We start from the raw sequence: 13,536 nt of genomic DNA on the forward strand, positions 1-13,536 counted from the left end.
CCTACATCAAGGTCAGTCCGCCATCGACCGGCAGCACGGCACCGGTGATGTGGCGGGCTTCCGGCGACACCAAGAACGCCACCGTCGCAGCGATATCGACGGGCTCAGCAAGGTGCTGCAGCGGATTGAGCTTGGCCGCTCTCTCCCAGGCGGCCGGATCGAGCGAGCCGAGTCGTCCAGCATCCTTGCGCGTATAGCCGGGTACGACGACATTGGCCGTCGCGCCTGACGGTGCAAGCTCGATGGCGAGGCACTTCACCAGGGCTTCCAGCGCAGCCTTGGCTGCCGCGGAGGCCGGAAAAGTGCCGCCGGGCACGAAACGATGCGCCCCGAAACTCGAGATCGCGACGACGCGTCCCTGCGCGCTGCGCGTGAGATCGGGCAATGCGGCGCTCGCAAGTTCATGAAAGGCGCCCGGCATCACGGCAAAGGAGTGATCGAGTCTCTCGCGGGTGAGATCTTGAAAACTGCGGCGATCGGCGAAGCCCGCAGCATGGATGAGCGCGTCGACGGCGCCGAACCTCTCGCGCGTAGCGGCGACCAGTTCGGACGCGGTGCCCGCGACGGCGAGATCCCCGCAGCGCCAGACAACCTCGGCACCGGCCTGTCGGCATTCGTCGGCCACGGCGGCAAGCCGCTCCAGGCTCGCTTCATCCGCTCCCTGTCCGTGCAGCACGAGATGCTGGCCCGGCGCAGCCAGCCGGCGCGCCACAGCCGCGCCGATGCCGGCACCGCCGCCGGTGACGATGGAAATGCCCATGACCCCCAAATCGCAAACGATCTATCTTGGCCGGACTATAGGTCTCGCGTCCGCGAATGCCAACAATCGCGCCGGCATTGGTCCATGCGCGCCCGGGAAGTTCGAAGAGCGCCCGCACAGCACATCGAAGCACGTGCGGCCTTGAGTTTGAGTGGCGGTCCCGCGGCAAGGAGGAATCCGAACGCCCAATCCGCTGCGCCAGACAGACAGGACTAGACCGACAATCCTCCGCAGGTCACGACGATCCTCGCGGCCTGCCAGAACCAGGTCCCGCCATCATGCGCGGCCTGCAGGCTGAAGAAGCGTTTGTTCCAATGCGGATCATGCGTGAAGCGGATGTTCTCGATCACGAAGGCCTGCTGTTGCCGCTTCCATTCTTTCGCCCAGGCGAAATGCGCTTCGTCCAGTTGCTGCCGCAGCCTGGCGACTTCGACCACATAGGGCGATGGAAACAGAGCTCCGAAACTCATGGAGGTGGCCATGTGCGATCTTCTCGACCTCCTGGCGCATCGGCCGCGACTCTATCCCGCCCGCGCGGCGCGGCGCAACGCCTGCGGCGGCTGGCCGAAGGCGCGGATGAAGGCACGGCGCATCCGTTCCGGATCGCGGAAGCCGGTCAATTCGGCCACGCGCTCGATCGGCTCGTGCGAGGCCTGCACGCGCTGTCGCGCCGCCTCGATGCGCAGCCGCTCCACGGCCTTCGACGGCGTGCTGCCGGTCTCCGCGATGAAGGCGCGCGTGAAATGCCGCGCGCTCATCCCGGCGCGCTCGGCGAGATCGTCGACCGTCAGCGGCGCGCCGAGGTTCTCGCGTGCCCAGGTCAGCAACTGACCGAAGCGGCCGTTCGGCGCCTTCAACTCCAGCAGCGATGAGAACTGCGACTGCCCGCCGCTGCGGCGGTGATAGAGCACGAGTTGCCGCGCCGTATCCCGCGCGATGGCATCGCCATGATCCTCCTCGACCATCGCGAGCGCGAGATCGATTCCCGCGGTGATGCCGGCCGATGTCCAGATGTTGCCGTCGCGGATATAGATGCTGTCCGGTTCGAGCTTCACATTGGGGTAAGTGGCCAGGAATTGCCGGGTGCGCTGCCAATGCGTGGTGGCGCGCTTGCCCTCCAGCAGACCGGCTTCGGCGAGGACGAAGGCCCCCGAACAGACGCTGGCGATGCGAACGCCGCGCCTCGCGACCGACTGCACAAAGCGGATCACGCATGGATTGCGGCAGGCGGCATCAACCCCATCGCCGCCCGCAATCAGCAAGGTCGAGAGCGCGGCCGCAGATCCGAACTTGCGCGCCAGCATCTCCACACTCGATGAGGAGCGCACCGGCCCCGGTTGGGCGGCGATCACACGGATCGATGCACGTTTGCGCGCATAGCGTCCGGCGATCTCGAAGGCCGAGATCGGACCAGCCGCGTCCAGCAGTTGGAAATCAGGAAAGATGAGGACGCCGATCATCGGGTCTTCCTCCTATGTCGGAAAACGAGGGATTTTAGACATTTTGGACATCGAGCGGACCACGCATAATTGGCGCGGTCAAGCATCCCGTCGCTCAAATGTCCCGGAGGCCTCTCATGGCTGCGTCGCTTTCGATCGTGTTCGTGCTGTTTCCGCGCGTCACCCAGCTCGACCTCACCGGTCCCCTGCAGGTGTTTTCCAGCATTCCCGGTGCAAGCATCCATCTGGCGTGGAAGCGGATCGAGCCGGTGCCAACGGATTCCGTTCTCACATTGATGCCGACCACGACGTTCGCGGAATGCCCGCAGGCGGACGTCATCTGCGTGCCCGGCGGCTTCGGCGTGGACGAGATCCTCGATGACGCTGAGGTGATCGGCTTCCTGCGCCGGCAGGCCGGCGGCGCCAAATACATTACCTCGGTCTGCACCGGCTCGCTGGCGCTCGGTGCCGCCGGTCTGCTGGACGGCTATCGTGCTGCGACACATTGGAGCGCGCGCGAGTGCCTGCCCCTGTTCGGCGCAACCACCAGCACCGAGCGCGTCTGCATCGACCGCAACCGCGTCACCGGCGGCGGCGTAACCGCAGGCATCGATTTCGCGCTGACCCTGGTCGCGCATCTGGTCGAGCGCCGGATGGCCGAATTGATCCAGCTCCGGCTGGAATATAACCCTGCCCCGCCGTTCAACGCAGGGGGGCCTGATACGGCGCCGGCCGACGTGCTCGCGACGATGCTGGAGCGAATCGCGCCGGCGCGAGAGCGCCGCGTTGCGGTGGCCAGAAGGGCAGCCGAACGGCTGAAGCAGGCCTCGCCGGCCTGATTCGCCGCGTAACGAAAAAGGCCGCCGGATCACCCGAAGGCATCCTGGCGGCCTTTCCTGTTCTTACGGTGGCACCACATCTTGCGGGCGATTGCCGGACGAAGGCGCCGCCGAGGGCTGATCTCCTGGGGGGCGCGAGGTCCTGGCTCGGGTGCCGCTGCATATCGGGGACAGTCGCGATTCTGTGCCCGAACCGACGCAGTGGATGATCCACCTCCGTAAGACGGGAACATTTGGCCACAACTTCAGGTGGTCATCAAGAGATCGCCGGCTCCCGGAGCACACACCATCCCCGTTAGTCCCGCAATTCACAGGCAGGACAACATCCGCGCAAACGGAGAGAGCACCCCGGCGCAAGGTGCCCCGGATCGGACAGGAATCAGTTGCCGGGGGTCCAGGCCTGATAATCGCCGGTCGCTTTCGGCCGGCGGCCGCTGGCGAGCGTCGAACCGGAGGGCCGGTAGGCCAACGGCGTCCCGGTCAGATTCGGCTGATGCGGCTTCTCCCATTCGCGGGGCTGGTAGCCGTCCTGGGTCGGCGGCACGTCGACCGTGTGGTGCATCCAGGCGTGCCAGGACGGCGGAATGCGGCTCGCTTCGGCCAGTCCGTTATAAATCACCCAGCGACGCTCGAAATGCAGCACCGGATCGATCTTGCCACCAGCGGTGCGGTAATAACGGTTGCCCTGCTCGTCCTGCCCGACCAGCTCGCCAAACCGCCAGGTCCACAATTGCGTGCCGAAGGTCTGACCGTTCCACCAGGTGAAGAACTTGAGCAGGAACTGTTTCATGCGCGGGAGCCGAGTTGGGACGGATGGGCCCTGATGCCACCCCGTCACCGACTTGTCCAGTACTGCCCCGCTCGGGAGCCGACGGCGGTTCACTCGCAACGCACGTCAAGGTGTGGGTCCCGATCGGGAACCTCCCTCCCCGGTTGCGGTTAGGTCCTTTTCCCCTGATGGAGTCTCATCAATGACCAGTCTGAAGAAAATGAGCGCCACATTGGCTGTGGCGCTGATTCTGCCGTTGGCGATGTCCACGGCGAGCTTCGCCCAGCGCGGCGCACCTGGGGGTGGCGCTGTTGGGGGTGGTGGCGCAGTCGGTGGCGGTGGAGGCCATGGCGGCGGAATCGGCGGCGGCCCGGGTGTTGGTGGTGGCGGCTTCGCGGGCGGCCATGCTGCTGCGATCGGCGGCGGTGGCTTCGCCGCGCGCGGCGGAATGGGCGGTCCGGGACCGGGCGTTGTGGCAAGCCCCGGCGCCAGGATCGCGGCCGGTCCGACCGTGGGACCTCGCGGCAGCTGGGCCGGTGGCGGCTGGGGCGGCGGTGGTTGGCACGGCGGCCGATGGCACCACCGCGGTGGCGGGTTCTGGCCGGGCGTCGCCGTCGGCGCCGCGCTGGGCTCATATGCCTATTATGGCGGCCCGGACTATTACTGGGATTACGGTCCAGACTATTACACCGACTACTCCTACTATGACGACAGTGCACCGGTTGCGGTGGTCGGCGGCGATGCGAGCTACTGCGCGCGGCGCTATCGCTCCTACGATCCGGCCTCAGGCACCTATCTCGGCTACGACGGTCTGCGGCATCCCTGCCCGTAACCACGCACGCAATACCCGTTCGGTGACCAAAGGCGGCGCCTCCCAGCGCCGCCTTTCTCATGCTGACCTGTCGCGCGCTTTTCGCAGCTGCTCTGATTCACACCGTGCGGGCACGGTCGCTTCCGTCATAGGACGACACCGTGGATACCCGTCCTTGCGGCGCAAGCCGTCTCGGCAGATCATCGATTCATGGACATCGTCTTCCGGATACGCAGCGAGACCAGGGCCGCGGCCGTCGTTCGTCTTGCGATGCGGAATGATCGGGACGGACGATGATCCTACAACGGCTGGGACTCGTATTCGGGCTGGGAACCCTCCTGGCCATCGGAGCTGCATCGACCGCGCTCGACCTGAAGTCGCGGCACGATGCCGAGCGGGTCGATCGCACGCTCGAAGTCTTGCAGCAGGCGTCGGATTTGCGGCTGCTCGTCCGTGAAGCCGAAGGCGCCGCGCGCGGCTTCGTGCTGACCGACATCGAGGGCTTTCGCACCGAATTCAGCGAAGCGAGAGCAAAGATCCCCGCGGCGCTCGCCCAACTGAGACGGGCGACCGGCGACAATCCCGGTCAGCTTGCCCTGCTCGGGCAGACCGAACCGCTGATCGCGCACAAGCTGCAGATCAGTGCCCACATGATCGACCTCCACATCGCGCGCGACGATGCAGGGCTCAAGGAGCTGATGAACTCGGCCGAAGGCCGCGCGGCGATGGCGAGGGTTTCGGAGAATCTCGATCGTTTCACCGCGGAGGGACGACGACTGCTCGCATTGCGGTCCGCAACTTCGCAACGGACCGGATCGCTGCTGCTCGGGATCGATCTGGCCGGCGTCGGCCTTGTGCTACTCATCGCCGGCCTGCTGCTGCGCCGCGCCTATGTCGCCGACTGCGCCTTGCGCGCCTCGCTGGTTCGTTCCGAGGCCGAAGCAAGCTCGCTGGCCGAGAAGAGCGAACAGCAGCATGCCGATCTCGTTGCGGCGCATGAGAAGCTGCGGCATTCGGCCGAGGTGCTCGCGAACACCTTCAACACGATGGCCGAAGGCGTGCTGGTCGTCGACGCCGCCAACGAGGTGATGTTCTCCAATCCGGCCGTGGAGCACCTGCTCGGTTATCGCCAGGGCAAAAGCCTCGAAGAGGTTCGCAGCCAGATCCAGGTGTTCGAAAGCGACGGGACCACGCCGATCGCGGCCTCGGAGCTGCCGACGCCGCGGGCGCTCCGCGGCGAGTCCTTCGATCGCTGCGAAGTCGTGGTCTATCGCCGCGACAGCGGCGACGCCCTTCGCCTCATGATCAGCGGCCGTCCGTTGCGCAGCGCCGATGGCCGGATCACGGGAGCGGCGATGGTCTATCACGACATCACGGCCGTCCACGAAGCCGAGCGGCTACTGCACCAGGCGCAGAAGCTGGACGCGATCGGCAAGCTGACCGGCGGCGTCGCGCATGACTTCAACAACATGCTGACCATCATCACCGGCACGATCGAATTGTTGATCGACGAGACCAAGGATCGGCCGGCCGCGGCAGCGACGGCCGGGCTGATCAGCCAGGCGGCCGATCGCTGCACGGAGCTGATCCGCCACCTCCTCGCCTTCGCGCGCAAGCAGCCCCTGCATCCGCGCGACAGCGACGTGAACGTGACCGTGCTCGACATCGCCAAGCTGTTGCGTCCGACGCTCGGCGAGCAGATCGAGATCAACTCCATCATCGAAGACGACGTGCTGCTGGCGCACATCGATTCCGCCCAGCTGGCCAATGCGCTGGTGAATCTCGCGATCAATGCCCGCGACGCGATGCCGAACGGCGGCAAGCTGCTGTTGGAGACGCGAAAGGCGGTGCTCGACGCGGCCTATGCGGCCGCTAATGCCGGCGTCACCGCCGGGCCCTACATCATGGTGGCCGTGAGCGATACCGGGACCGGCATGCCGCCCGAGGTGCGCGACCGCGCCTTCGAGCCCTTCTTCACCACCAAGAAGGCCGGCGAAGGCTCGGGACTGGGCCTCAGCATGGTCTACGGCTTCGTCAAGCAGTCCGGCGGCCACATCAACATCTACAGCGAGGAAGGCCGCGGCACGACGGTGCGGATGTATCTGCCGCCGGCCAAGGGCAGCGCGGCGCTCAGCGACGCGATCGAGCCGCCGGTGCCGGGCGGGAGCGAGACCATCCTCGTGGTCGAGGACGACCAGCTGGTGCAGGACTTCGTCGTCGTCCAGCTGAAGACGCTCGGCTATACCACGATCACGGCCTCGACCGGGGCCGAGGCGCTGGCGAAAATCGATTCCGGCGCGCAGTTCGACCTGCTGTTCACCGATATCATCATGCCCGGCGGCATGAACGGCAAGGAGCTCGCCGAGGCGGTCTGCGCGCGCCGGCCGGACACCAAGGTGCTCTACACCTCCGGCTACACCGACAACGTCATGGCCGAACACGGCCGCCTCGAGCATGGCGCCCTGCTCCTGAGCAAGCCCTACCGCAAATCGGAACTGGCGCAGGTGGTGCGGCAGGCGCTGCGCGGGCCCGAGGACGGCGCGGGCAGGACCGCTCCGTGAGTCTCGCCGATGCAAGAGCAAATGCCGTAGTCGGACGGGTGCGGATGGCTGCCCTGTGAACAGCGGGATGAAGGGCTGTGGACGGCGCCCCTCGAAATATTTTCAGGTTTGGAATCCGCTCGGACTCACCGATACTTACCCTGTTCACAAAGCCGGCACGCGGCCTGGTTTTCCCGCACTTTCCCCCATATTTAGTGTTTGATTCAGGAACTCGCACTAGTTCTTGACGGGCGCGACGGAGTCGTCCTAGCTTCCATCCCGTCGGCGCGAGTTCTGTTCGGGTCCCGCCGGCACCTCCCGACGCGTTCCGAGATGATACTCCGCCGGCCATTGGGCTCCGGGTGAAGGGCTTGTCTGCCCTGTTTTCGGGACGGATCTGGAACGCGCTGATGAGGGGCCCGGCACAGGGTCCATGGGGCAGTTGGAGCGTTGAAGAGAGCGGACCGGGTTCACCGGTTCTCACGGTTGCGTTCGCGTCCGGCCCGGCGGGGTGGACAGCGGCGCGGCAAAGGAAAATGATCCGGGTCTCGCGCAAGCGGCAGCCCGGGAACTTGATTGGGGCACGACCGATGCGGATTGAACGGCGACACACCACTGAAGGCCAGTCACCCTATGCCGGGATCGATTTCCGGCTGACCACGTCGGAGATCAAGAATCCCGACGGGTCGGTGGTGTTCCGGCTCGAGAATGTCGAAGTGCCCGAGTTCTGGTCGCAGGTCGCCTCCGATGTGCTGGCGCAGAAATATTTCCGTAAGGCCGGCGTCGCCGCGCGGCTGAAGAAGGTCGAGGAAGAAAGCGTGCCGTCCTGGCTGTGGCGCGCCGTGCCCGACACCGACGCCCTCAATGCGGTCCCCGAGAACGAGCGCTATGGCAGCGAGCGGTCCGCCAAGCAGGTGTTCGACCGCCTCGCCGGCTGCTGGACCTATTGGGGCTGGAAGGGCGGCTACTTCACCGCCGAGGAGGACGCGCAGGCGTTCTATGACGAGTTGCGCTTCATGCTCGCCAGGCAGATGGTGGCGCCGAACTCGCCGCAATGGTTCAACACCGGCCTGCACTGGGCTTACGGCATCGATGGCCCCGGCCAGGGCCACTATTACGTCGACTACAAGACCGGCAAGCTGACCCGCTCGAAATCCTCCTATGAGCATCCGCAGCCGCATGCCTGCTTCATCCAGGGCGTCGACGACGACCTCGTCAACGACGGCGGCATCATGGACCTGTGGGTGCGCGAGGCCCGCCTGTTCAAATACGGCTCCGGCACCGGCTCCAACTTCTCGCGCCTGCGCGGCGAAGGCGAGAGGCTGTCGGGCGGCGGCCGCTCGAGCGGCCTGATGAGCTTTCTCAAGATCGGCGACCGCGCCGCCGGCGCGATCAAGTCGGGCGGCACCACCCGCCGTGCCGCCAAGATGGTCGTGGTCGACGCCGACCATCCGGACATCGAGGCCTATATCGACTGGAAGGTGAAGGAGGAGCAGAAGGTCGCGGCCCTCGTCACCGGCTCCAAGATCAATCAGAAGCACCTCAAGGCGGTGCTGAAGGCCTGCGTCAATTGCGAAGGCTCTGGCGACGACTGCTTCGATCCCGAGAAGAACCCCGCCCTGCGCCGCGAGATCAAGCTGGCGCGCCGCGCGCTGGTGCCCGACAACTTCATCAAGCGCGTCATCCAGTTCGCCAAGCAGGGCTACAAGGACATCGACTTCCCGGTCTACGACACCGACTGGGATTCGGAAGCCTATCTCACCGTCTCCGGCCAGAACTCCAACAACTCGGTGTCGCTGAAGGACGACTTCCTGCGCGCGGTGGAGACCGACGGCGACTGGAACCTCGTGGGCCGCACCACCAAGAAGATCACCAAGACGCTGAAGGCGCGCGACCTCTGGGAGAAGATCGGCTACGCCGCCTGGGCGTCGGCCGATCCCGGCCTGCACTTCAACACCACGATGAACGACTGGCACACCTGCAAGGCGTCCGGCGACATCCGCGCGTCCAATCCGTGCTCGGAATACATGTTCCTGGACGACACGGCGTGCAACCTGGCCTCGGCCAACCTGCTGACGTTCTACAACACCACCACCAAGCATTTCGACGTCGGCGCTTACGAGCATCTGTGCCGGCTCTGGACGCTGGTGCTCGAGATCTCCGTGCTGATGGCGCAGTTCCCGTCCAAGGCGATCGCGGAATTGTCCTACGAGTTCCGCACCCTCGGCCTCGGCTACGCCAATATCGGCGGTCTCTTGATGACCATGGGCCTGCCCTACGACAGCAAGGAAGGCCGCGCGCTGTGCGGCGCGCTGTCGGCCATCATGACCGGCATCGCCTACAAGACCTCGGCGGAGATGGCGGGCGAGCTCGGTACCTTCCCCGGTTACAAGAAGAACACCGCGCACATGCTGCGCGTCATCCGCAACCATCGCCGCGCCGCGCACGGCCAGGCGACCGGCTATGAGGCGCTCTCGGTCAACCCGGTGCCGCTCGACCACGCCTCCTGCCCGCAAGGATCGATCGTCGCCCATGCCACCAAGGCCTGGGACGATGCGCTCGAGCTCGGCGAGAAGAACGGCTTCCGCAACGCCCAGGTCACGGTGGTGGCGCCGACCGGCACCATCGGCCTCGTCATGGATTGCGACACCACCGGCATCGAGCCCGATTTCGCGCTGGTGAAGTTCAAGAAGCTCGCCGGCGGCGGCTACTTCAAGATCATCAACCGCGCCGTGCCGGAGGCGCTGCGCGCGCTCGGCTATCGCGAAAGCGAGATCGCGGAGATCGAGGCCTATGCGGTCGGCCACGGCTCGCTGTCCAACGCGCCCGGCATCAACGCCTCCACCTTGAAGGCCAAGGGCTTCACCGACGAAGCCATTGCAAAAGTCGAGAAGGCGCTGCCGACCGCCTTCGACATCAAGTTCGTCTTCAACAAGTGGACGCTGGGCGAGGACTTCATCCGCGACCAGCTCGGCGTGGCGGCGGAAGCGATCGCAGCCCCTGGATTCGACCTGCTCTCGGCGATCGGCTTCACCAAGCGCGAGATTGAGGCGGCGAACGTCCACATCTGCGGCGCGATGACGGTCGAGGGCGCGCCACACCTCAAGGCCGAGCATTATCCGGTGTTCGATTGTGCCAATCCCTGCGGCAAGGTCGGCAAGCGCTATCTCTCGGTCGAGAGCCACATCCGCATGATGGCGGCGGCGCAGCCCTTCATCTCGGGGGCGATCTCCAAGACCATCAACATGCCGAACGACGCCACGGTCGAGGACTGCAAGGCGGCCTACATGCTGTCCTGGAAGCTGGCGCTGAAGGCCAACGCGCTCTATCGCGACGGCTCCAAGCTGTCGCAGCCGCTGAACTCGCAGCTCATCAGCGACGATGAGGACGAGGACGATGCGGTCGAGGCGCTCTACGAGAAGCCGATGGCGGCGCGTGCGGCGCAGATCTCCGAGCGCGTGGTCGAGAAGCTGGTCGAGCGCATCGTGGTGATGCGCGAGCGCGAGAAGATGCCGGATCGCCGCAAGGGCTACACCCAGAAGGCTGTGGTCGGCGGCCACAAGGTCTACTTGCGGACCGGCGAATATGACGACGGCCGTCTCGGCGAGATCTTCATCGACATGCACAAGGAAGGCGCGGCGCTGCGCTCCTTCATCAACAACTTCGCCATCGCGGTGTCGCTGGGCCTCCAATACGGCGTGCCGCTGGAGGAATATGTCGACGCCTTCACCTTCACCCGCTTCGAGCCGGCGGGCCCCGTGCAGGGCAACGACTCCATCAAGTATGCGACCTCGATCCTGGACTATGTGTTCCGCGAGCTCGCGGTGAGCTACCTGTCCCGCTTCGACCTCGCCCACGTCGATCCCAGCGAAAGCAATTTCGATGCGCTGGGACGCGGCGTCGACGAAGGCAAGATGTCGGAGGACGGCCCGAGCCAGCAGGCGGCGAAGTACCTGTCGCGCGGCCTGACCCGCTCGCGCACCGATAACCTCGTCGTCATGCGCGGCGGCTCTCCGTCAGGCCACGGTAGCGGTGCCTCCGTTCCCTCCCCGCAGGATGGTCAGGGAGGGGGATCCAAGATCACCTCTCTCTCCTCTTCCAGGTCCGGCGACGCCCTCGAAGGCGCCGTCGCCCTGAAGCAGGAGCCGAGCCACGACCTCTCCCCCACGGAGAAGCTCGAAGCGCTGCAATGGAGCAAGGCCGGCTCAGCCGCCACGCAGACCGTCACCAAGGCCGAACGCCGCGCCGAAGCCAAGGCCAAAGGCTACGAAGGCGAGATGTGCTCGGAGTGCGGCAACTTCACGCTGGTGCGGAATGGCACCTGCATGAAGTGCGATACGTGCGGCAGCACGACGGGGTGCTCGTAAGGGTAGATTTTCTGATGGTGGGAAACTCAAAGTTCTGTACTTATGAGCCAAAGTTCCGAACTAGGTGTCGAGATTTCAATGACTTAGCCCCTGCCGCGACGGGCATAAAACGCCCCCTACTAAAACCTCTACTTTCGTAGCCCCCCAAAACCCCGCCGGCGACGGCGGGGTTTTCGTTTATTGTGGACCGCGTACGTCGCTTACCGGTCGACGGCGGTAGCGAAGGCGACGACACCGGCATTCACCTCGCTGCCGACCGAGAGCAGCGTTGACAGCAAGGCTGCGCCCGCAATCTGCCTCCAATGATTGTCGACCTCGTCCGATAGCCCCGAATGGCCGCCGGCATCGTCGCCCGGCTGCCGTTCGAGCACGATCAAGCGGCCATTTGGCATGATCAGACGGGTCCAGACCAGAAGCACACCCGCGCCGTCGGCGTACAACCCAACAGGACTCTAACTGCGGCTGGATGAAACTTCGGTGGCAGGTCAGGACTCAAATTCAAAATGCCAAGATGAGCTGCTGCTGGTTTGATGAACACCGAGATTAGGTGTTTCATAAAGCCGGAGGTCGGGGATGAAGAGACGGACGTTTAGTCGCGAGTTCAAGGTCGACCGGTCAAGCTGGTCAGGGAGCGCGGGGTATCGGTAGTGCAAGCCGGCCGCGGGGCACCGCTGTTGTCGACGGACCGCGTGCGACCGGCACGATCAGCAGGTTCGCTCTGAATCTGCACCGCGTCCGCGCCGCTCTTGTCGCTCGACGACACATCCTCCAGCGACAGAGTGATGCGATCAACTACGCTTTCGGGCGATCGTCCATACAAGCAAGGCGGTTGTTGATGTCCCAGCGGGCAGATGTCCATCCAGGTCTTGTTGATCCACCAACAATTGCCACACCCAGCGGGCGCGATGTTGATATTCTCGGGGTAGCCAAAATAGTCGATCGGAGTCGGCCCAAACAGCACGGCGGAGGCAGTCCCCACGCTTGCGGCGATGTGCACGAGCCCGCCTTCGTTATCGATGTGCAGAAGCGCCCGCTGCAGAATGGCCACAGCTTCCGGAAGCGTCGTTTTCTCGATCAGGTCGTGGTCTGCTCCAGCAATTGGAACCGAGTTCTTCGAGCCAAGCTGCACGACGGCGATATCCGGAAAGCGGAGTTTGAACAACCGGACCAACTCGTCTCCATGAGGATAGCACTTGGTGGCAGATCGCCCGGTGACGATAAAGCCGGTGTCGAAGCCGTTGTTGATCGTGACAAAACGTGCGGGCAGACCGTGGCGGCTCAAGGCGTCCGGCTCCATCGGCAACGGATAGAGCGCACCGCGATAGGGAATTCTCGCAAGGCTATGAAGGAAGTTATCGCGCCGACGCCCCATGAACACGACTCTGTTGGCAAGATGATGGTCCATGTAGGGATGGCGATCGATGCAAATCTCGAACTCCGCACGCGTTTTCATCAGATGTGCGCATGCCTTTATCAATCGATCGTTGGCGGCCAGCAAGTCCCAACGAGCGACCGAATCGTGGATCCAAACGATCTGGTTCGCCCGCAGGGCCAGGGGATAGTGCGAAAAAAGACGATGAAACAGAAGCTCGTGATAGACCTTGTTCAAGCCTGTCAGCGGAGCGAACGCCCAGCGGCCAATCTCAGGGTTCGGGCAATAGAGGTCAAATCGAAAGTCCTCGACCGCCGCCGCAAGATCGCGCATGAAGCGCGCCACCACGATATAGTCGCCCAGACCGCCTGTAACCAGGACTGCGATGAGCGGCCTCGGAGCAAAGGCGCTCAAATCCGCCGAGATGTGCGGAGCTATCTCGGGTGCTTCCGCTTTCGCTGACGCGCTCGCGCGGAGGCGCCCGTACGCCCGCTTGAGCAACTGCATCGCAAATCTGCCCGTGCGCGGCATGCTTCCGTTCTGCCGGTGAAAAATGCCGATCTGCTGTACTACGCGGACAACCTCTCCGATGAGGCGCGCCCCCGGCATGTACCTCCTCAGCCGCATTGGCATCATGAC

General features: G+C 64.7%; 9 protein-coding genes and 1 pseudogene. 4 read left to right on the forward strand and 6 right to left on the reverse strand.

Features of this window, described 5'->3' with window-relative positions; all coding sequences use genetic code 11:
• Position 1 precedes the first annotated feature (1 nt).
• From QX034_RS30505 to QX034_RS30515, 3 genes are all read right to left on the reverse strand, one after another.
• Entirely contained in the window at positions 2-760 is a 759-nt protein-coding gene (locus QX034_RS30505; RefSeq protein WP_315764895.1) for an SDR family NAD(P)-dependent oxidoreductase, read from the reverse strand.
• A 212-nt stretch (positions 761-972) separates the two neighbouring features.
• Entirely contained in the window at positions 973-1,242 is a 270-nt protein-coding gene (locus tag QX034_RS30510) for a hypothetical protein (protein WP_315764898.1), read from the reverse strand.
• Between the two features lie 39 nt (positions 1,243-1,281).
• Positions 1,282-2,220, reverse strand: coding sequence for a GlxA family transcriptional regulator (locus QX034_RS30515; RefSeq protein ID WP_315703708.1), 939 nt, complete (start codon positions 2,218-2,220; stop codon positions 1,282-1,284).
• Between the two features lie 116 nt (positions 2,221-2,336).
• Between QX034_RS30515 and QX034_RS30520 the strand changes: the two genes are divergently transcribed.
• Complete coding sequence (locus tag QX034_RS30520) at positions 2,337-3,038, forward strand: DJ-1/PfpI family protein (RefSeq protein ID WP_315703707.1); 702 nt, start codon at positions 2,337-2,339, stop codon at positions 3,036-3,038.
• A 379-nt stretch (positions 3,039-3,417) separates the two neighbouring features.
• Here QX034_RS30520 and QX034_RS30525 read toward each other — a convergent pair whose 3' ends face one another.
• Positions 3,418-3,828 (reverse strand): NADH:ubiquinone oxidoreductase subunit NDUFA12, encoded by a 411-nt coding sequence (locus QX034_RS30525; protein ID WP_315703706.1) that lies wholly within the window; start codon positions 3,826-3,828, stop codon positions 3,418-3,420.
• Between the two features lie 181 nt (positions 3,829-4,009).
• Between QX034_RS30525 and QX034_RS30530 the strand changes: the two genes are divergently transcribed.
• The 3 genes from QX034_RS30530 to QX034_RS30540 all read left to right on the forward strand — a co-directional run bounded on the left by QX034_RS30530 (position 4,010) and on the right by QX034_RS30540 (position 11,525).
• Positions 4,010-4,639 (forward strand): BA14K family protein, encoded by a 630-nt coding sequence (locus QX034_RS30530; protein WP_315703705.1) that lies wholly within the window; start codon positions 4,010-4,012, stop codon positions 4,637-4,639.
• A 272-nt stretch (positions 4,640-4,911) separates the two neighbouring features.
• The gene (locus QX034_RS30535; protein WP_315764901.1) at positions 4,912-7,179 is read left to right on the forward strand and encodes a CHASE3 domain-containing protein; all 2,268 of its coding nucleotides are present in this window, start codon (positions 4,912-4,914) and stop codon (positions 7,177-7,179) included.
• 569 nt (positions 7,180-7,748) lie between these two features.
• The gene (locus tag QX034_RS30540; RefSeq protein ID WP_316196231.1) at positions 7,749-11,525 is read left to right on the forward strand and encodes a vitamin B12-dependent ribonucleotide reductase; all 3,777 of its coding nucleotides are present in this window, start codon (positions 7,749-7,751) and stop codon (positions 11,523-11,525) included.
• A gap of 233 nt (positions 11,526-11,758) precedes the next feature.
• On the opposite strand, the pseudogene QX034_RS30545 reads toward QX034_RS30540, so the two are convergent.
• Together QX034_RS30545 and QX034_RS30550 are read right to left on the reverse strand one after the other, a co-directional pair.
• Positions 11,759-11,944: pseudogene (locus QX034_RS30545) on the reverse strand (TrbI/VirB10 family protein); the annotation flags it as partial.
• Positions 11,945-12,126: 182 nt separating this feature from the next.
• On the reverse strand, positions 12,127-13,506 hold the full coding sequence (locus tag QX034_RS30550) for a glycosyltransferase family 9 protein (protein WP_315703702.1): 1,380 nt from the start codon (positions 13,504-13,506) through the stop codon (positions 12,127-12,129).
• Positions 13,507-13,536: the final 30 nt, after the last annotated feature.

It is taken from the genome of Bradyrhizobium sp. SZCCHNR3119 (assembly GCF_032487775.1).
Taxonomy (GTDB): Bacteria; Pseudomonadota; Alphaproteobacteria; order Rhizobiales; family Xanthobacteraceae; genus Bradyrhizobium.

What these genes read in the sequence shown, in the direction of transcription:
- QX034_RS30550 (WP_315703702.1), bottom strand. Translation starts at nt 13,506, where the DNA reads ATGCCGGGGGCGCGCCTCATCGGAGAGGTTGTCCGCGTAGTACAGCAG.
- QX034_RS30505 (WP_315764895.1), bottom strand. Translation starts at nt 760, where the DNA reads ATGGGCATTTCCATCGTCACCGGCGGCGGTGCCGGCATCGGCGCGGCT.
- QX034_RS30530 (WP_315703705.1), top strand. Translation starts at nt 4,010, where the DNA reads ATGACCAGTCTGAAGAAAATGAGCGCCACATTGGCTGTGGCGCTGATT.
- QX034_RS30515 (WP_315703708.1), bottom strand. Translation starts at nt 2,220, where the DNA reads ATGATCGGCGTCCTCATCTTTCCTGATTTCCAACTGCTGGACGCGGCT.
- QX034_RS30540 (WP_316196231.1), top strand. Translation starts at nt 7,749, where the DNA reads ATGCGGATTGAACGGCGACACACCACTGAAGGCCAGTCACCCTATGCC.
- QX034_RS30535 (WP_315764901.1), top strand. Translation starts at nt 4,912, where the DNA reads ATGATCCTACAACGGCTGGGACTCGTATTCGGGCTGGGAACCCTCCTG.
- QX034_RS30525 (WP_315703706.1), bottom strand. Translation starts at nt 3,828, where the DNA reads ATGAAACAGTTCCTGCTCAAGTTCTTCACCTGGTGGAACGGTCAGACC.
- QX034_RS30520 (WP_315703707.1), top strand. Translation starts at nt 2,337, where the DNA reads ATGGCTGCGTCGCTTTCGATCGTGTTCGTGCTGTTTCCGCGCGTCACC.
- QX034_RS30510 (WP_315764898.1), bottom strand. Translation starts at nt 1,242, where the DNA reads ATGGCCACCTCCATGAGTTTCGGAGCTCTGTTTCCATCGCCCTATGTG.